Below are 18525 nucleotides of genomic sequence, written 5' to 3' on the forward strand. Positions count from 1 at the left end.
GTTCGATCTTCCGCATCGAGGTTCCGCGCGTGGACTGAGTTCGATGGTCTCACGCAGAGTCAGCAGGGTCAGCAGAGAACTGCAGCTGTTTCTCTGCTGTCCCTGCTGACTCTGCGTGAGGCAAATCTGTCTCCCTATACGCACCCACAGGTGCCTGCTTGCGGGGGAATCATCATCTCCCTACGTCTGTCTCTCGACGCTGGAGATGGGAACCGCGGGGAGAAACGGGAGAGGGATGATGGAGAAGCGGAAGCTGGGAACGCAGGGGCTGGAGGTGAGCGCCGAGGGGCTGGGGTGCATGGGGATGAGCGAGTTCTATGGCCCGGGCGACGAGGCGGAGAGCATCGCCACCATCCACCGGGCTCTCGATCTCGGGGTGAACTTCCTGGACACGGCCGACATGTACGGGCCGTTCAAGAACGAGGAGCTGGTCGGGCGCGCCATCCGCGGGCGGCGGGGCGAGGTGGTGCTGGCCACCAAGTTCGGCATCGTCCGCGACGCGAACGATCCGTCGATCCGCGGGATCAGCGGGCGGCCGGACTACGTGCGCAAAGCGGCGGACGGATCGCTGCGGCGGCTCGGCGTGGACCACGTCGACCTCTACTATCAGCATCGCGTGGACCCGGAGGTGCCGATCGAGGACACGGTCGGGGCGATGAGCCGCCTGGTGGAGGAGGGGAAGGTGCGCTTCCTGGGCCTCAGCGAGGCGGGCGCGGAGACCATCCGCCGCGCGCACGCGACGCACCCCATCACCGCGCTGCAGAGCGAGTACTCGCTGTGGAGCCGCGACATCGAGGACGACATCATCCCCGCCATCCGCGAGCTGGGGATCGGCCTCGTGGCCTACAGCCCGCTGGGACGGGGATTCCTCACCGGGCGCTTCGCCAGCGTAGACGACCTTGCGCCGGACGACTTCCGCCGCCACTCGCCGCGCTTCCAGGGCGAGAACTTCGCGAAGAACCTGGAGCTGGTCCGCCACATCGAGCAGCTGGCCGCGGCGAAGGGGTGCACGCCGTCGCAGCTGGCGCTCGCGTGGGTGATGGCGCGGGGCGAGGACATCGTCCCCATCCCCGGCACCAAGCGGCGGACATACCTGGAGGAGAACGTGGCCGCGGTGGAAGTGGAGCTTACCGCGGACGACATGGCGCGGATCGAGGAGATCGCGCCGCAGGGGGTGGCCGCCGGCACGCGCTATCCCGCCGCGGCGATGGCTTCCATCGGCCGGTGAGAAAGAGGACGACCGTCACGTCTCGCATCAGTTGACAGGCCCGGCGGACGGCGGTAGCTTCGATTCAGGAAACGTCTGATTCAGTTACGGAGACGCGGTGGACGCGTCCCGCCGAAGCGGACGATGGAGACGGAGAAGACAAGGCCTTGCCCGGCAGAGCGCCCGGGCAAGGCCTTTCTGCGTTCCCGAACGGCGGACGCGCCATCGGGATACGCGGTCGGCGAGGGACCAAGACAGGGCGACGAAGCGCCCCGGGCCGGCACAGCGACCGGCCGGGGCCTTCGCCGCGTCCGGGGAGGGGAGGGCCCGACCAGCCAGGCACGCCGCAACCCCGCGGCGCGCGGCCCACCGTCCAGGAGTCCCGATCATGGCCAACTGCAACACCCAGACGCCTCCCGACCCCAACCGCCGGGAGAACGCCCGCAACAAGCGCATCCAGGCGGCCGACATCGCCTACAACCGCGCGCACCCCTGCCACCAGAACAACTGCGAGGAGAACGACTACCCCTACGTCGCCAACTACTCCAAGGGACTGCAGCACGACTCGCTGGGCGACGTGATCCCCGCGTCGTACCAGTCGATGATCTACGCGCTGCAGACCCGCAACCCGGTGGACTTCGAGAACATCCAGCTGGGCCCCGGCGGGAAGAAGCTCACCAACCCGCAGGCCGGGCTCGCCTTCGACCTGCAGGGCGCCGACCCGCAGGCGGTGACCATGCCCCCGGCGCCGCGGATCGACAGCGCCGAGGTGTCGAGCGAGATGGGCGAGCTGTACTGGATGGCGCTCGCGCGCGACGTGCATTTCAACGAGTACAGCTGGAACCCCGTGGTGCAGCAGGCCATCCAGTCGCTGAACACCGAGTTCAGCTACTACCAGCCGCGCTCCGTCTACGGCTCCATCAACTACCAGAACGTGTTCCGCGGCGTGTATCCCGGCGAGGCGGTGGGGCCCTACCTGTCGCAGTTCCTGCTGAAGGGGAACAGCGACCCCGGCAGCCAGCCCGGGCAGGGGCGCTACGACAGCGACGGCTTCATCCGCTACGGCGCGCTGAAGATCGACCAGCGGCGGCAGACGGTGCAGCCCAACATCGACTACCTGACCGACTTCTACTGGTGGCTGCAGGTGCAGGACGGGGCCGACAAGCGCGGGATGGACGTGTTCGACCCCACGCGCAGGTTCATCCGCAACCTGCGCGACCTGGGGAACTTCGTGCACTTCGACAACGTGGCCGACGCGTTCTACAACGCCGCGTGGTACCTGCTGCAGGAGCCCGTGGGCGACCAGCAGACCAGCTCGGCGCGGCCCGACATCGACCGCGAGTTCCCCTTCGACCAGATGAACCCGTACAACGGCTACGTGAAGCAGGCGCCGCTGGTGACCTACGGCGACATCCACGGGCTGCGGCTGGTGTGGGAGACGGTGACGCGGGCGCTGCAGGCGGTGTGGTTCCAGAAGTGGTTCGTGCACCGGCGCCTGCGCCCCGAGGAGCTGGGCGGGCGCATCGACAACCACCTGAGCGGCCGGCGCTACTATCCGCAGATCAACAGCGAGATCCTGAACTCGCTGACGGGCGGGCTGCTGCACTCGTACTTCCCCAGCCGCTGGGGCTCGTACCTGCTGCCGCAGGCCTTCCCCGAGGGGGCGCCCACGCACCCGTCGTACGGCGCGGGGCACGCCACAGCGGCGGGCGCGCTGGCCACGATCCTCAAGGCGTTCTTCAACGAGGATACGCCCATCGAGAACCCGGTGGTGGCCAGCCCCGACGGGCTGTCGCTGATCCCCTACACCGGCGGCGACGCGTGGCAGATGACGGTGGGCGGCGAGCTGAACAAGCTGGCCGGGAACATCGCCATCGGCCGCAACGGGGCCGGGGTGCACTGGAACAGCGACTACCGCCTGTCGCTGCTGCTGGGCGAGGAGATCGCCATCCGCATCCTGCAGGAGCAGAGCATCCTGTACAACGAGGGCGGCGGCTTCATGCTCACCCGCTTCGACGGCCAGTGCATCAAGATCTGGGACGGGCACGTGGACTACTGCGGCGGCGGCTCCGTCGAGCCCAACACCACCGCGCCGTACGGCGAGGAGTGCCCCACCACCAGCGTGGCCGGCGAGGAGACCACCTGCGTGAACTGCAGCGAGGAGAGCTCGTACGACTTCGCCGGCGAGGAGACGACGTACGACTTCGTCGGCGAGGAGACCACGTACGACTACTCCGGCGAGGAGAGCTCGAACCCGTACGACCCGGCGCCCGCCTCGACCGACCAGCCGCGCCAGCTCCCGGAGAACTGAGACCGGTCTCGACCATACCCGGAGGGTCTCCGCCGCCGCGCGCGGCGGAGGCCCTCCTCCCGAACCTCCACGCGCGGAAGGCGCCCGCGGGAGGCGGGCGTCCTTCGCCCGAACCCCGATACCGACGTGGACTCCCTGACCCCTCCGCGGGAATCGCCCCCCGGCCCGCTGCTGATCGCCGGCGGCGAGATCGACTACAGCCTGCACTCGCTCCGCCGGCAGGCGCTGACGCGCGGCTTCGAGCATATCGTGCTCTTCTCCGGCGCCTCCGGCCAGCCGACGCTGAGCTGGGACATGGAGCGCGACCGGCTGGAGCTGGACGGCCGCGAGATCCGCCCCGGCGCGTGCTTCATCCGCAACGACGTGTTCTCCTACATGGCCGACAAGCGCGAGGAGACGGCGCGCCGCGCGCAGGCGTGGTACGCCGCCATCGCCGGCTGGCTGATGGTGCATCCCGAGGTGCGCATCCTCAACCGCCGCTTCGGCAGCAACAACAACAAGCCCTACCAGCTCCACCTCGCGCGTCTCGCCGGGCTCGACGTGCCCACGACACGCATCACCAACGACCTGGACGCGGTGGAGCGCTGGGCGGGTGAGCGCTTGCTCGTCGCCAAGCCCGTGCAGGGCGGCTCGCACTGCCGGGAGATCGAGGAGATGGTGGAGGTCGCGCGCGACGAGCCCGCGGGGCCGTTCATCGTGCAGAACCGCCTGGTGCAGCCGGAGATCCGCCTGTACCGGATCGGCGGGCGGTTCGTCGCCTTCGAGATGCGCTCGGAGGTGCTGGACTACCGCACCACCGCGGCCACGCAGGTCATCCCCCGGCCGCTGTCCGAGGTCCCGCGCGAGCTGTGCGACGGACTGGCGCGGGTGATGGACGCGCTGGCGATGGACTTCGGCGCGGCGGACTTCAAGACGGACCCGGAGACGGGGCGGTTCGTGTTCCTGGAGATCAACTCGTCGCCGATGTTCTACGGCTTCGACCTGAGCTCGCGCGGCGCGGTGAGCGACGCCATCCTCGACGCGCTGACCGGCGGCCCCGCGCCGCGCGAGCCCGCGCGCGAGCCCGCCGCATACGCCGCCGCGGACGAGCTCGCCGTCGCGCCCGTCTAGCGCGCTCGTCGCCGCATCGAACCACGGCCCCGCGCCTCCGGCAGGCGCGGGGCCGTTCCGCATTCCGGACTCGGATCGATCCTCGGCGACGACAGTGCGGACGGAGCGATTGAACGTCACCCTCCCGCAACTCGCCTTCACGCATTATCGATTCATCCCAGCAACGTACCCTTCGGGCCTTCACGCATGGACATTCTGTAATCTCGGCGCGCTGCTGCTCCGATCACTTCGGGCGATTCTCATCTCCAGCGGCGGCATCCGACCGCCGCCCCGGCAGGCACGCGGACCGCGGGGAGCCGCCGGCCTGCATCTCCTACCATCCCCGCCGCGGGAGGCGATCATGCGCAAGCTGGCACTGAACCCGAACGAGCTGGTCGTGCAATCGTTCCCCACCCTGGAGGCCGAGTCGAAGCGGGGAACGGTGCACGGGATGGACGTGACCAACCAGGACACCTGCAACGGCCCCGGCACCACCTGCGCTCCCGGGTGCACGCGGGTGGACACCTGCGTGAGCTGCCCGAACACGTGCGTCAACACGTGCGCGAGCTGTCCGGTCAGCTGCAACCCCGCCGACTGCCCCAGCTCCGACGGCCGCTGCTGAGCGGAGGTTGGCTGAGGGTGTCGCGAGCAGCGGCCCGGCATCCCGCCGGGCCGCTGCGATTTGTCCGATTCAACTCGACCGTTTCCGTGGGTTGAGTTCCGTCTCTGGTAAGTTGATCGTCACTCGAACGTGGAGGAGACGATGAGACGAGCACCCGACCCGATCCGCAGGGCTATCCGCTGGGGACTCGACGTTACGCTGCTGACCTCGTCGCTCGAGCATCCTCCCGCGGAGCGCCTGGTCCGAGCAGTAAACAACGCGGCTTCCGTACAGATCATCCGGAGGGCGCCTCCAATCGACCTCCTGGGAATCATCGAAGCGCTGGCGAACGACGGCGTGCGGGTCGTTCTGGTCGGCGGATTGGCCGCGTCGGTGCACGGCTCGGCCCACGTCACCTGGGATCTCGATCTTTGCTACGACTCCGCGCCCGAGAACGTCGAGCGCATGGTGCGGGTGCTGGAGCGGTGGAATCCTGTGCCGCGTGAAAACCCGGACGCGGATACCTGGCGGCTGGACGCGGCTTCGCTCGCAAGCGCACCGGTCACGAGGCTGCGCACGACGATAGGCGAAGTCGACCTGTTCCGTGAGATGATCGGCGTGGGCGACTACGCGGCGTGCCGAGCGAAGGCGGAGCGGGTCTGCCTCGAGGAGTTCGAAGTATGGGTCCTTTACCTCAACGCCCTGATCTCCGCGAAACGCCTCTCTCCCCGGTGCCCCGAGCGCGGTCCTCTGTTCTCGCTGAAAGCGTTGCGTGCGTTGAAGGAACGGGAGCGCGCCACCGCAACGGCTGAAGGGCCGACCCTCGCGGACCGGCCCTTCGCATCTCCATCTGCCGATGTGATCGCCTACCGCACCAGCCCGCCGTCCATCACGTCGATCTGGGCGGTGGAGGCGGGGCGCTCGCGCTGGAGGCGGGCGGCCACCGTCTCGGCCTGGCGCATCACGCGCAGGATGTTCTCGCCCAGGACCTTGCGCACGTCGGCGTCGCTGTAGCCGCGGCGCAGCAGCTCGGCGGTGAGGTAGGGGAAGCGCGACACGTCCTCCAGCCCCACCGGCAGCGACGTCACCCCGTCGTAGTCCGACCCGTACCCCACGTGGTCGATCCCCGCCACCTTCACGATGTGGTCGATGTGGTCCGCCACGGTGCGGATGGTGCCGCGCGGCATGGGGTTCTGCCGCCGCCAGTCGGCCACGTAGCGCTCGCGCGCAGCGGCGTCACTGGGGTAGAGCTGGTTCGCGCGCGCCTGCACGGCGTAGCTCTCGCGCGTCAGGGAGACCGCGTTGGGCTCCACGAAGCCGGAGTAGAAGTTCACCATCACGATGCCCCCGTTCTCCTTCAGGTGAGCGAGGATCGAGTCCGGCACGTTGCGAGGCACGTCGGTGATGGCCCGCGCGGAGGAGTGCGAGAAGATCACCGGCGCCTGCGAGACGCGGATGGCGTCGCTCATCGTCCCCGGCGACACGTGCGAGAGGTCGACCAGCATCCCCAGCCGGTTCATCTCCCGCACCACCTCCTCGCCGAACCTGGTCAGCCCGCCGTGCTTCGCGCTGTCGGTGGCGGCGTCGGCCCAGTCGATGGTGCTGGTGTGGGTGAGCGTCATGTAGCGCGCGCCCATGCCGTACATCTGCCGCAGCGCGCCCAGCGAGTTCTCGATCGCGTGCCCGCCCTCGATGCCGATCAGCGCGGCGATGTGGTGCTCGCGGTGGATGCGCTCCACGTCGGCGGCCGTCAGCGCCAGCTCCATGTCGGGCGAGCGCTCGGCCATGCGGTGGATCAGGTCGATCTGCTCCAGCGCGACCCGCGCCGGCCCGGGCACGCGCCCGATGGTCTCCACCGGCACGTAGGCCGCCCAGAACACGCCGCCCACGCCGCCGGCCCTGAGCCGCGCGACGTCGGTGTGGTTCCGCGGGAGCGGGCCGTCGGGGTTCATCCGCGCCAGGTCGAGGTAGCCGTTCTGGCGGATCTCCCACGGCAGGTCGTTGTGGCCGTCGACCATGGGCACCTGCTCGTGCAGGCGGCGGGCGCGGGCCAGGAGCGCGGCGGAGTCGGCCTGCGCGTCGAGCGCGGCCGCGGAGGCGAGGGTCAGGGCGGCGGCCACGAGAACGGCGTTGCGCATGGGGTTCGGGTGCTCGAGTGCTGGTGCGGGAGGAGGATCGGCAACTGGCGAGACCGCGGCCGGAAGGAGAGGGGCGAATGAATTCGCCGCGGTTTCAACCGCCCCTTGCACCCCGGCCCGCCGGAGATCTCATCAGGATTGCACCGAAAATAAGGAGCGGGAGCGCGCCGATCAAACGCACTCCCGCACTTTCGCACTCCCGCACCTCTCCGTCTCGATCTCCCTATCGGCTGAGACCGCGGAAGATCCCCACCGATTGCAGCGCGAGGGCACGCGACCGGCCGATCCACTCCACGTTCGCGATCAGCCGCCGGCGCCGCACGAAGCCGTCGAGCGCCACCGGCTGCCGCGAGAACTCGTCGGCCAGCTGCACGGGGACGAGCAGGAGGAAGTCCTCGCGGCGCGGGTCGTCCTGCGCGCCCCACTTGCAGTCGGCCGCCGACACGCGGTTGGTGGCCGAATCGGCGATGGCCGCGATGGGCGCCTCCACGCTGTCGGTGGACTCGATGGCCACCTGCGCGGGCGCCTCGCAGTAGAGCTGCGCCTGCACGATGCGGCCCACCGCGCGGTCGCCCTCCAGCGTCAGCCGCTCGAAGTCGCCCGTGGTCATCGCCTGCTCCACGCGCCCGCCCTGCCGCGGCGTGTGCGTGGTGTCGAGCGGCGGCGGCGCGGGCCGGATGGGCGCCACCGGGCCGCTCGGCTCGTTGCTCCCGCCGCCGCGGAAAACGAGGAACAGCAGCAGCACGGCGCCGGCCCCATAGGCCGCGTAGGCCCAGGGCCTGCGCCACGGGGGCGGGGGCGCGCGCCGGTCGACGCGCCTCCGGTCACTGCCACGCCGGTCCCCGCCCCGCTTCTCTCCGGCCGGAGCCTCGCCCGCTTCCGCCATTCCGTCCCTGTGTGTCTGGTTGGGTGGGTCAGGTACGACTCGGTTACGTGGGTAGATGCACGGACCGGGCTCCGGGGTTGGATCTCATGCCAGCTCCGGATGAAGTATTAGCGTCCCACCGGATCCCGTGCTGCCGCGATGATCGATCCTTCGGCCTGCAAACGCTTGCGCAGACGCCGGTTACGGTCTGGCCGGCCTCAGGATGACGTCAGTTTGGGATCGGTCTGGGCGCAACCACCAGATTCCCGGATTTCGTATCAGGCACGCGGCGGCGCGGGCGGCAGCGTGAGCCGGAAGGTGCTTCCCACGCCCACGGTGGAGCTGACGTCGATGCGCCCGCCCAGCAGCCGCGCCAGCTGCCGCGCGATGGGCAGCCCCAGCCCGGTGCCGTCGATCCCCGACGAGTCGCCGTTCTCGTCGCGCGCCAGCTGCACGAACTCGTCGAAGATGCGCCCCAGGTCCTCGGGCGCGATCCCCGGCCCGCCGTCGGTGACCTCGACCTGTACCCCGCCCTCGCGCGAAGGCTGCACCCGCACCCACACGGGCGACCCCGCGCCGAACTTCATGGCGTTGGAGACCAGGTTCAGCAGCACCTGCCGCACCCGCCGGGGATCCGTGGTCACCACCCCATCGCCTTCCACGCGCAGCTGCAGCTCGCTGTATCGCGCGTCGGCCGCCGGGCGCAGCGTGGCGAAGAGCTCCTCCACCACGCGGCGCAGCTCCACGCGCTCGGGAACGATCTCCATCCGCCCCGCCTCGATGCGGGAGATGTCGAGGACGTCGTCCACCAGCTCGCGCAGGTGCTGCGCGGCGCGCTGCGAGCGCTCGATGGCCAGCTCCTGCTGCTCGTTCAGCGCGCCGTAGACCGAGGCCAGGAGGAGGTCGTTGTACCCCATCACCGCGTTGATGGGGGTGCGCAGCTCGTGGCTCATGGCCGCGTAGAAGCGGTTGCGCGCCGAGAGCGCCAACTGCAGCTCGCGGGTGCGGCGCTCGAGCTGGTGGTTGACCGACATCAGCTGCTCCTGCCCCGCGTGCAGCTCCTCGGTCATCGCCAGCAGCTCTTCGTTCTGCGCCTCCATCTCCTCGTTCTGCAACTGCAGCGCGCGGCCCAGGCGCGAGTTCTCGCCCAGCTCGCGCTCCAACTCGTCGAGCGCGCGCCCCAGCCGCGCCTTTTCCTTGGCCAGCTGCCGCTGGGTGCCGGCCTGCTCGCTGTTGACCGCCGCCAGCTCGTCGTGGATGGCGGTGAAGCGCGGGTCGGACGGGCACTCCACCAGCCAGATCCGCTCGCCGCCCGACTCCTCGTCGCACACGGGGTAGAAGGCGTGCGGGTGCAGCGAGTCGCGCCCTTCCAGGATCAGCTCCCAGAGCGCGGGAGGGTCGCCCTGCGGCTCCGTGGCGCGGCGCAGCAGCTCGGCCAGCTTGAGCGCCGAGGCGGCGTCGAGCGCGTCGGCCAGCCGGCGCCCCGCCAGCGCGCGCGAGAGCTCGCGCTCGAGGCGGCCGTTGCTGGCCATCACCACGCCGTCGGGCGCAAGCTCCAGCACCGCCCCGGGAAACGCCCGGAGCGCCGGATGAAGCTCGGTGCCCGCCAGGTTCTTCATGCCGCGAAGCGCTGTTTGAGTCGTTCGGCCGCCTCGGCCGCGTCCCGCGCGGTCAGGTCGGCGCCCAGCCGTGCCGCCAGCTCCGAATCTTCCGCGAACGCCCGTCCCCCCACCGCGATCACCGGCGCACCCTCGGGAACGGCCTCGCGGATGGCGCGGATGGCCTGCCCCACGCGGGGAACGTTCGGCGCGATGGCCGCCGAGAGCGCCACCACCTGCGGCCGCCGCTCGCGGACCATCCGCACCAGGTCGTCGAGCGGCACCGTGGCCCCCAGGAACACGGTGTCCCACCCGTCCAGCTCCAGGAGGTCGCACACCATCCGCAAGCCCATCTCGTGCCGCTCGCTGTCCGCGCAGGCGGCGACGAGGAGCGGGCCCTCGCCCGCGGCCTCGGCGAACAGCCGGTCGTACAACCGCGCCATGGCCGCCTGCGTGATGGCCGTGGCGAGGTGCTCGTCGGCCACGGTGATGCGGTTCTGCTGCCAGAGCCGCCCGATCTCGCGCAGCGCGGGCTGGAACACCTCCAGGTACAGCGAGCGGATGTCCATCCCGCCGGCCAGCGCCGCCTCGACTACGTCGAAGGCGCGGCGCCGGTTTCCGGCCACCACGGCGTCGAGGTACGCGGCCGGCGCCGCATCACGCGAAAGGCGCTCGCGCGCCGGCTTCGCGCCCTCCGCGGACGGGGCGGAGACCTCCGTGGCGGGGGCGCTCATCCGCGCCACTCCGGCACCGCGCGCGAATCCATCAGCACCTCGAACGCCTCGTGGCGGACGGCGGTTCGCTCCATTATAGCCGCGGGCTCGCGCGAGTGGGAAGCCGCGTGCTCCGGGCTGGACATATAGGCACGGAAGGCGTCGCGGCTTTCCCATGCCGTCAGGAAGGTGTGCGTGGCGCCCCCCGCCTGCGGCCGCATCAGCTGCAGGTACAGGAACCCGGGAAAGCCGTCCACCAGCCGCGAGCGCTCGCGGAAGTGCCGCTCCAGCGCCTCGTGGTCCCCCTCGGGTACGCTCAGGTGCGAGATGAAGACGAACATCCTGGCGGTGTTTCCTTCGTCGTGATCCCCGGCCGGAGGCGCGGGACGGTAGCACGCGCTCCGCGCCGGTGCAAGTCGTTGCAGCAGGTTTGCGTAAGCCGTGCCAGCAGATTGTCGCACGAGCCAGCGAGAGTACTACGGGACGGAACTGGAGATGGAAGGACCCGCCGAGGATTACCCCGCCTCGCGGGAGCCGCCCTCCTTCCAGTCCCACAGCGCCAGCGCGGCGAGGGTTGATCCGGCATCCACCTCGCCCGAGGTGGCCATCCGCCGCAGCTCGGCGACGGGGACGAGATGGACGCGGATGTCCTCGCCTTCGTCCTCGTCCTTCTCCCCCGCCCGCTTCGCGCCGCGGACGAGCGCAACGTGCACGAGCGTCACCTGCCACGAGGGGTTCAGGTCGACGCAGCCGAGAATCCGCGGCTCGTCTCCCTCGTACCCCGTCTCCTCGCGCAGCTCGCGTTCGGCGGCCTCTTCCGGCGATTCGCCGTCGTCCAGCACGCCGGCTGGGAGTTCGAGGCCGACTTTCCGCCGCGCGTGGCGGAACTGCTCGACCATCACCACGCGATCGTCGTCCGTCAGCGCCAGGATCACGACGCCGCCGGACGACTCGGCGATGTGGAAGGTCTGCTCCTTCCCGTCCTTCGGCGAGCGCGAGCGGTCCTCGCGCACGCGAAACATCTCGTACTCGGCCACCTGCCGGCTCGACAGCCGCTCCCACGGCCGCGGCCCGCCGTCGTCCCCCCGCTCTCCCATTCGCCTCCTCCGCCACCCATCCCCATCAATCCCAAACGTTTTCATCGCAATTGCAAGCCACGGGCCAACATAGCCCATCCGCGACCAGCCTGGCGAGGCATGCCTCTTGCCATCTCCATGGACGATGGGGATTCGGAGATAAACCCTTGCAGGAGATGAACATGGCTGACGACGTGACGGGCAAGCTGACGCATCTGGCCGGGAAGGTGAAGGAGGGGATCGGCGACCTGCTGGGCGACCGCCACATCGAGCGCGAGGGGCGGCTGGACCAGATGGAGGGCCGTGCGGAGCAGGACGCCGCGCGCGCCGAAGACGCCATGCTCGACGCCAACGCGCGCCGGGTGGAGGCGCAGCGCGCCAAGGACCTGAACGACGAGCTGGACCGCGGCCTCGACCGCGACCGGGTGATCTGACGGCGCTCGCGTCAGCGTGACGGACGCCGCCCCGGGGCTTCGGCTCCGGGGCGGCGGTTCTTTGAGTACTGAGTGCTGAGTGGGCGGGGATCCTCGGCTCTCGCGCAGATGCATGGGCGGGAGTCCGCGAAGGCGGACTTCGGGCCGTTGTTGCCGCGGTTTCAACCGCCCGTCCCCACCCCGCCACGAGATGACCGGCTTCGGGCGCGGCTTATGCATTGGGGCGCGCCGAACGCGGGAACCCATCCTGGAGGAACGATGCACAAGGTGCGCGTGGTGCGCTCGTACTACGACCAATCCGAGCCGTACGTGGGGCGCATCGGCGAGGTGATCGGGCACTGGGGGCCCGACAACAACGAGGACGGGCGGGACGGCTTCATGGTCCAGTTCGAGGACGGCACCATCATCGGCCTCTCCGAGAACGAGGTCGAAGCCGTCTCCGACGACGCGGCGCCGGTGAGCGAAGTGCCCAGTGCCTAGTGCCCAGTGCCCAGTTGCTTCCGAGCCACGCGAGCCCCGGCGGTTTCTGCCGGGGCTCGCGCGCATTCGTCACCCGCGCGTGGAGCGCTTCACCAAACCCGGGTCGCGGCGGAGGAGCTCGGCCAGCGCGGCGCGGTCGAAGACGGGGACTTCACCGCGGCAGTCGCAGATCGCCAGGTCCTTGCACTGCTTGCGGAAGCGCGCTTCGTGCTCGTAGGCGGGCTTCTCGTAGCGGTTCTTCCTTGCGCCGCCCTCGCCGAGCAGCAGCGCCGCCGTCAGGTACTTCACGGGGAAGACGCGGAGCGGGCCCAGGCCGGCGCCGCCCAGCGCCTCCTGGTACTGCAGCACGTGAAACGCCTCGTGCACCAGCAGCCCGAGCCCGTCGACGGCGCATGGGTTCCAGTGCTTCTTCGCGACGAAGATGCGGAGGTGGCGCACCGCCAGCGGATCCGGCAGGGTGATGGCCACGTCGGTGAAGCGCCGCAGCGACGGCGGCAGCTCGGCGTGGAAGGTGACGTCGCGCCAGCGCACGGTGGGATACAGCGCCGCCAGCAGCTCGCGCGCGCACTCGGGGAGCCTGGCTTCAGGTGGAAGGATGGGATCGAGAAGCGGCATGGGGATGATGGCAGGGTGCGATGAAGAGCCGGTTTGTCGGTTGACGCATCGCAACGATGTCGCGCTGACGTCATCCTGAGGCCGGCCAGACTGTGCTCAGCGACTGCGCCGTCGGTTGCAGGCCGAAGGATCTATCGCTGGATCGGCACGGGATCCAGAGAGTGACTCCAGCACGGCCTCCGGATAGGGCAAGCGTCGGCGCGTGACCCAAGTGTGTGCCGTTACTGGCTATAGATCCTTCGGCCTGCAGCCATCGGTGCTTACGCGGCGACGGTCTGACCGGCCTCAGGATGACGTCTTTCTCTCATCCCCGCCATCGTCTTTGTTGCCTGGGATGACGTCGTTCTGCTCCTCACGATGGACGTCATCTCTCTTCCTCGTCTCGACCAAACAGCACGGGGCGGGCCGCAGGTGCGACCCGCCCCGATGTGCATCTCCCGAACGCGGTTACCGATCGTCGGACGACGAGGAGGTGCGGGGGATGCGGAGCTTCTGGCCGGGCTGCAGCACCGAGTCGGCGCGCATGTCGTTGGCGTCGCGGATGGCGGCGACCGTGGTGTCGTACGACCGCGCGATGCTCCACAGCGTCTCGCCGTTCTTCACCACATGCTCCCGCGCGCGGCTGGAGGACGAGGTGCGGCGGGTGGACGTCTCGCGATTCTCGTCGCGCTCGCGGGCGGCCGCGCGGGGGATGCGCAGGCGCTGGCCCGGCTGCAACACCGCGTTCGCGCCCAGGTCGTTCGCCTCGCGCAGCTGCGCGACCGTGACGTCGTAGCGGCGCGCGATACCGTACAGCGTTTCGCCGTCCTCCACCGTGTGCCGCACGGCCAGGCGCTCGCCCGAGCTCGTGCTGCGGCTGCGCGATTCCTCGTCGCCCGACGAGCGGCGGCGGCTGCTCCGCGTGCTCGTCTCCTCGTCGTCCGACGACCGCGTGCGGCGCGACGACGTCTCCTCGTCATCCGAGCGGCGGGCCGTGCGGCGCGGGCTCGCATCCTCATCATCGTTCGACGAGGGGCGTGAGATGCGGCGGGTGGTGGGCGTCTCATCGCCATCCTCCGCGCGGCGGGCGGTGCGGCGGCGCGTGGAGGATTCGGACGCGCGGGCATCTCCATCCCCCCGCCGCTCGTCGTCGCGGCTGGCGAGGCGCTCCACGGGGCGCCCATCGAGCGCGCGGGCGGCGTCGGCGTACAGCCGGATGCGGTCGCCGCGGCCCAGTTGGTCGACGTTGACGGAGAGGTTCAGCTCGCGCAGTTCCGCGACGGTGAGGTTGCTCGCCAGCGCGATCTTCTCCGCGTCCTCGCCGCGGCGCAGGGTGTACCACGCGAAGCCGCCGCGCCGCCGGAAATCACTCGCCTGGTACGCCTGCTGGAGCCCGGCGCCGATCCCCTTGGGCACCCACAGCCAGTAGTACGCCGGCACGGTGCCGCGGTAGAGGTGGGGATTGAGGTCCGCGAGCTGCCCCACGGGGAGGTTCGCCGTCCGGGCCAGCACGGGGAGGGGCGTGGGAAGGTCGACCTGGATGCTGTCGTACTCGAAGCGCTGCACCAGCCCCGCCGGGCGCGAGTAGCCGAAGCGCGCCGGGTCCTTGGCGATGATGGTGACGGCGTAGAGCCGCGGGACGTAGCGGCGCGTCTCCTGGGCCAGGTTCCCCCGCACCGCCAGGTCCCAGAAGTTGTTCGATCCGTAGTTCCGCAAGCCCCGGCTGATCCGTCCCCCGCCGGCGTTGTAGGCCGCGGCGGCCAGCGCCCAGTCGTGCCCGAAGTCTTCCCACAGCTGGCGCAGGTGGCGCGCGGCGGCGCGGGTGGAGCGCACCGGGTCCATCCGCTCGTCCACCTGGTCGTCGATCCGCAGCCCCATCCCCCTGCCCGTGCCCGACATGAACTGCCACATCCCCACCGCGCCGGCGTGGCTGCGCGCGGTGGGCTGGTAGCCGCTCTCCACCATCGCGAGATGATGGAGATCGCGGGGGATGCCGGCGGCGGCGAAGGTCTCCTGCACGAACGCGGCGTAGCGGTCGGAGCGCTCCAGCCAGCGGCCGACGACGTCGTGGCGCTGGTTGACCAGGAAGGAGAGCTCCATCTCCACCCACTGGTTGGCCTCCACCGGCAGGTCGTAGCTGGCGCTCCCCAGCAGCTCGCGGCCGACGGTGCCCACCGGCGCGCGGTCGAGCGCGAAGGTCTCGCCCACCGAGTCCGGCGCGGGCGCGGGAAGCGGCTCCGGCTCGGCGGCGGCGGGCTGCGGCGCCGGCGCCGGCTGGGCGACGCGGTACGGGGCGGGGGTGCAGGCGGCGGCCGCCGCCAGCAGCAGCGCGAGCGGGACGACCCGCGCGCGGAAGTGCGTTCCGTGCATGGACCTGCGTGGGAGACTGCGTTGGATGGTGCGGCCGCGCACGGGACCCGTCGGGGTGCACGGAGTTTCAATGAGGTGTGGGGGTTCGGCGAAGATAAGCCCGTCCGGCGGCGATGCCAAGTTCTTCCCGACGAGGATAGACGTTTCCAATGTGCACCTGCCAGCGGTTCTCGGACCAAGCGGCGAACTGGTGCACGTGCTCGTGGCGAGTGCTCGGAAGGTGCTAGATCAGCTCGTTAGAGTTTCCTCAAGTCGAGCGCTTGCACGCCACGGTAATTGAGGCCCACGACAAACGCTACTTTATCATGCATGCGTGCATCGTAATACTTTTGACGGCGAGGGTTGAACCAGATCTCACCGAACGCTTGGAGTTCTTCTGATTCGATCCCGAGATGGCCGTCGGACGCACGACGAACAACTCGTCCCTCGAAATCAAACGGCGTATCTCCGGTCCGGGTACCAGCCTCCTCTAAAATTGTCATTGCTGCAGTGTTCCCCCTACTCACACGCCTCAGGTGTACGAATGTCAGAGCAGCGTCTTTATACTGTTCCATATAAAATTGCGCAACTCCTAGCTCGTATAGAACCCAGTTGTTCTCTCGTCCGCCCTCACAAGCGCGCGCCCTCTCCAGCAGATCGATGACTGTAGCAAAGTCCTCAGGATGAAGAAAGCTGAATATCTGAGCACGCAAGCGCCACCCGTCAAAATATCGAGGATCCAATTCGGTAGCTGCAACAGCATGAACCAATGCTCTGCGGTGCGCTTTCTTGTTGTTCTCTTTTGGTCCCTCTATCATCATTCGCGCGATAATTACTTCGTAACGAGCACGGTGGTGCGGCTGCATATTCTCAGCGATTCGCTTGAGCTCTTCGACCGCCAATTCCCCAAGACCCAACTCCTGCATCACACTGCCACGCAACTCAACCAAATCCGGTTTAAGCGTCTCATTTACGTTGTCGATCCCTGCCGATACGATTTCCAATGCTTCCGACAGCGCCATCGCTCGTTCAGTAGTTCCTTTAGGAAACAACATCTTCGCACGGCGGACGAGGAATCGCGCGTGCGCATCGTAAGCTGCAGCGTTTGGAAACTCTCCAGCCCGAGCCCGCACGAACAACTCGCCGGCGCGTTGAAAATACCCATCGGCAGCGCGCTGATCGTCATTACGTAACGCCGTTAATGTCAATTCGCCCAAGATATCTGCGAGCGAGTTTTCGATGTTCTGAATGGACTCTCCCGGTATCGGCGCTGAGTGACTAAGCGTGAGAGCACGCTCCAAGTGAACACATGCAGCTTCCAATCGGCCGGCATCGCGCTCAGCAAGCCCGTAATGGTGTTCGAGTACATCATCCTCTATTTTTTCGGTTGCCACGTTGAAAAGTGTAGCGACCTGCTGAGCAGAGAAACGTCTATCAAAGCCCCGGGGCCCAAATACCTGCACCAACAACGAACGGACTAGATCTACTTCTTCAGTTCCGAACATCGCGCTTGGCTTCGCAGCTCCAACAATCCGTTCATATACGTGAAGCTGCTGCTCAATCTCCGGGAGAGCCCGCTCAAACACAAGACTGCTCACTAGGCGAGTACGACCCCGGTAAAAAATATTTAACTGATCAGTGAGATACTCACTGAAAAGAACATCCCGTGCATCACTCCGGATTATTTCAGTTTCAAAATCGGCAAACGTTACATTTAATGCTCGGACGAGAAGTTCCATCTTCAAGGGAAGTCCAAATTGATGTGAGGCAGCAATCAAGCGATAAGCATCTTTGCCGAGCGGACTAAGCCGCTCGTATTCGGACCATACACGTTCGCGTAATGGTTCTTGGGTTTGCTCAACGAGCGAAAAAACCGTATCAAAGAAGGATGAGTCTAACTCCTCCCGTACATGTCCGATCCAAAACGCCTCACTCGTTATCCGCGAACCGTCCCATAAGTCAAGCTGTTTAATATGCCGAATGAGTGTGCGCACCTCGTTTTCCGAAATTTGCTCTCTAAGGGGCACCTCAACTGGGTTGCCCCACTTCTCCGGGGACTCGCGATCGGCACCTCTTTCACCCCGGAAATATTCGTTCGTACGTCCGAAGAGTATAACAGAGATTGTGCGCCCAGTAGCTTGCACCTGTTTCACAATCCGCGGCGCAATTGTGTGGTCAAACAGCTCGGCTTCGTCCACGATCAATACTGCCGATGGAAGTTCCGCGTCGTCAGGCAACCCATCTTCAAGATCCTCAAGTGCCCTCTGGAGGATGCCTAGATCGGGCCTTGATCGCCAAGTAGCTTTTGCAAACAACACCGGTCGCCCCGCCGTTCTATAAAGATCGACAGCAAGTTGTCGGGCCATCACAGACTTGCCTAGACCCGCAGGGCCATGCACAAGCACGAGGCGTGGATCTTTCCCCGGCTCCGCGACATCCTGGTTGTTGGCAGCCGCCCAGACGTCAGAGAACTGGTCACGTTTAAACGCCCACCCATTCGCATAGGGTGTCCATCCTGATACTTCGCCCTTCAGGAACGCTTTAGCCAAATGGAGTTCATCTTCGCGAGGTAGTTTGCGGTGCTCACTGAGCTGTTCATCTATTACATCAAAGTACTCGCTAATCACACCCGCGTCATTCTCACTCAAAACCGTGATCCCCGAACGTAACTTCAGTGCCCTTCCTGTCGCGGGGCTTGGCACTATAGCAGTATGTGGGTGCTGAGATGTCGAGGCAATATCGTTAAGAAGTTCAGCAAACTGTTCGAAACTTCCCTCAACAGGAGTGATGAACCGACGCTCGACTTTGTAGGCTGCGCTAGAACGATTTGTTGGCCAGTTCGGAAGAATAGCGTACCCATAGGGCATATTTCTATTTCCGATTCGCCGGGCGGCCTCATTGAGTAGATCGTCAAGGAACCGATCTCCGAAGCTGTACCCCACGTAAATTACCGTACCGCCACTAGCTATGACGTTACGGAATGTATCCATCGATGCCTGTCGTTGTTGAACCGTCGCGAGGTAATCTGACCAAGATACGACTGGCGAACCCGGGCTTTCATCCGACTCTT

General features: G+C 67.5%; 15 protein-coding genes. 6 read left to right on the top strand and 9 right to left on the bottom strand.

Features of this window, described 5'->3' with window-relative positions; translation table 11 throughout:
- Window positions 1-238 precede the first annotated feature (238 nt).
- The 4 genes from VF092_28825 to VF092_28840 all read left to right on the top strand — a co-directional run bounded on the left by VF092_28825 (window position 239) and on the right by VF092_28840 (window position 5229).
- The gene (locus tag VF092_28825; protein HEX6751330.1) at window positions 239-1228 is read left to right on the top strand and encodes an aldo/keto reductase; all 990 of its coding nucleotides are present in this window, start codon (window positions 239-241) and stop codon (window positions 1226-1228) included.
- Window positions 1229-1595: 367 nt separating this feature from the next.
- Window positions 1596-3518: a hypothetical protein gene (locus VF092_28830; GenBank protein ID HEX6751331.1), complete on the top strand. Its 1923-nt coding sequence runs from the start codon at window positions 1596-1598 to the stop codon at window positions 3516-3518.
- Between the two features lie 126 nt (window positions 3519-3644).
- The gene (locus VF092_28835; GenBank protein ID HEX6751332.1) at window positions 3645-4628 is read left to right on the top strand and encodes a hypothetical protein; all 984 of its coding nucleotides are present in this window, start codon (window positions 3645-3647) and stop codon (window positions 4626-4628) included.
- Window positions 4629-4968: 340 nt separating this feature from the next.
- The gene (locus VF092_28840; protein ID HEX6751333.1) at window positions 4969-5229 is read left to right on the top strand and encodes a hypothetical protein; all 261 of its coding nucleotides are present in this window, start codon (window positions 4969-4971) and stop codon (window positions 5227-5229) included.
- Window positions 5230-6074: 845 nt separating this feature from the next.
- On the opposite strand, the gene VF092_28845 is transcribed toward VF092_28840, so the two are convergent.
- The 6 genes from VF092_28845 to VF092_28870 all read right to left on the bottom strand — a co-directional run bounded on the left by VF092_28845 (window position 6075) and on the right by VF092_28870 (window position 11619).
- Complete coding sequence (locus VF092_28845; GenBank protein HEX6751334.1) at window positions 6075-7346, bottom strand: dipeptidase; 1272 nt, start codon at window positions 7344-7346, stop codon at window positions 6075-6077.
- A gap of 223 nt (window positions 7347-7569) precedes the next feature.
- Complete coding sequence (locus VF092_28850) at window positions 7570-8091, bottom strand: hypothetical protein (protein HEX6751335.1); 522 nt, start codon at window positions 8089-8091, stop codon at window positions 7570-7572.
- 398 nt (window positions 8092-8489) lie between these two features.
- On the bottom strand, window positions 8490-9830 hold the full coding sequence (locus VF092_28855) for a HAMP domain-containing sensor histidine kinase (GenBank protein ID HEX6751336.1): 1341 nt from the start codon (window positions 9828-9830) through the stop codon (window positions 8490-8492).
- Window positions 9827-10543 (bottom strand): B12-binding domain-containing protein, encoded by a 717-nt coding sequence (locus VF092_28860; protein HEX6751337.1) that lies wholly within the window; start codon window positions 10541-10543, stop codon window positions 9827-9829. Before VF092_28860 ends, VF092_28855 begins: the two co-directional genes overlap by 4 nt.
- Window positions 10540-10863: an antibiotic biosynthesis monooxygenase gene (locus VF092_28865; protein HEX6751338.1), complete on the bottom strand. Its 324-nt coding sequence runs from the start codon at window positions 10861-10863 to the stop codon at window positions 10540-10542. Before VF092_28865 ends, VF092_28860 begins: the two co-directional genes overlap by 4 nt.
- Before the next feature lie 174 nt (window positions 10864-11037).
- Window positions 11038-11619 carry an NUDIX hydrolase gene (locus VF092_28870; protein HEX6751339.1) on the bottom strand — a complete coding sequence of 194 codons (582 nt, stop codon included), beginning with the start codon at window positions 11617-11619 and terminating at the stop codon, window positions 11038-11040.
- Window positions 11620-11780: 161 nt separating this feature from the next.
- Here VF092_28870 and VF092_28875 point away from each other — a divergent pair, with 161 nt between their 5' ends.
- Window positions 11781-12032, top strand: coding sequence for a CsbD family protein (locus VF092_28875; GenBank protein HEX6751340.1), 252 nt, complete (start codon window positions 11781-11783; stop codon window positions 12030-12032).
- 258 nt (window positions 12033-12290) lie between these two features.
- Window positions 12291-12512, top strand: a complete 222-nt coding sequence (locus tag VF092_28880) for a hypothetical protein (GenBank protein ID HEX6751341.1) — start codon at window positions 12291-12293, stop codon at window positions 12510-12512.
- Window positions 12513-12581: 69 nt separating this feature from the next.
- Here VF092_28880 and VF092_28885 read toward each other — a convergent pair whose 3' ends face one another.
- The 3 genes from VF092_28885 to VF092_28895 form a co-directional block, all read right to left on the bottom strand.
- Window positions 12582-13127, bottom strand: a complete 546-nt coding sequence (locus VF092_28885) for a hypothetical protein (GenBank protein HEX6751342.1) — start codon at window positions 13125-13127, stop codon at window positions 12582-12584.
- 447 nt (window positions 13128-13574) lie between these two features.
- Complete coding sequence (locus VF092_28890; protein HEX6751343.1) at window positions 13575-15476, bottom strand: LysM peptidoglycan-binding domain-containing protein; 1902 nt, start codon at window positions 15474-15476, stop codon at window positions 13575-13577.
- A gap of 236 nt (window positions 15477-15712) precedes the next feature.
- Window positions 15713-18525, bottom strand: a 2813-nt coding sequence (locus tag VF092_28895; protein ID HEX6751344.1) for an SIR2 family protein, incomplete at its 5' end; no start/stop codon positions are given.

This window comes from Longimicrobium sp. (assembly GCA_036377595.1).
In the GTDB taxonomy this organism is placed as follows: domain Bacteria; phylum Gemmatimonadota; class Gemmatimonadetes; order Longimicrobiales; family Longimicrobiaceae; genus Longimicrobium.

Excerpts from the sequence above, each read along its gene's own strand:
- VF092_28855 (HEX6751336.1), bottom strand. The coding sequence starts at position 9,830 with ATGAAGAACCTGGCGGGCACCGAGCTTCATCCGGCGCTCCGGGCGTTT.
- VF092_28830 (HEX6751331.1), top strand. The coding sequence starts at position 1,596 with ATGGCCAACTGCAACACCCAGACGCCTCCCGACCCCAACCGCCGGGAG.
- VF092_28825 (HEX6751330.1), top strand. The coding sequence starts at position 239 with ATGGAGAAGCGGAAGCTGGGAACGCAGGGGCTGGAGGTGAGCGCCGAG.
- VF092_28845 (HEX6751334.1), bottom strand. The coding sequence starts at position 7,346 with ATGCGCAACGCCGTTCTCGTGGCCGCCGCCCTGACCCTCGCCTCCGCG.
- VF092_28885 (HEX6751342.1), bottom strand. The coding sequence starts at position 13,127 with ATGCCGCTTCTCGATCCCATCCTTCCACCTGAAGCCAGGCTCCCCGAG.
- VF092_28840 (HEX6751333.1), top strand. The coding sequence starts at position 4,969 with ATGCGCAAGCTGGCACTGAACCCGAACGAGCTGGTCGTGCAATCGTTC.
- VF092_28875 (HEX6751340.1), top strand. The coding sequence starts at position 11,781 with ATGGCTGACGACGTGACGGGCAAGCTGACGCATCTGGCCGGGAAGGTG.
- VF092_28865 (HEX6751338.1), bottom strand. The coding sequence starts at position 10,863 with ATGTTCGTCTTCATCTCGCACCTGAGCGTACCCGAGGGGGACCACGAG.
- VF092_28880 (HEX6751341.1), top strand. The coding sequence starts at position 12,291 with ATGCACAAGGTGCGCGTGGTGCGCTCGTACTACGACCAATCCGAGCCG.
- VF092_28890 (HEX6751343.1), bottom strand. The coding sequence starts at position 15,476 with ATGCACGGAACGCACTTCCGCGCGCGGGTCGTCCCGCTCGCGCTGCTG.
- VF092_28860 (HEX6751337.1), bottom strand. The coding sequence starts at position 10,543 with ATGAGCGCCCCCGCCACGGAGGTCTCCGCCCCGTCCGCGGAGGGCGCG.
- VF092_28870 (HEX6751339.1), bottom strand. The coding sequence starts at position 11,619 with ATGGGAGAGCGGGGGGACGACGGCGGGCCGCGGCCGTGGGAGCGGCTG.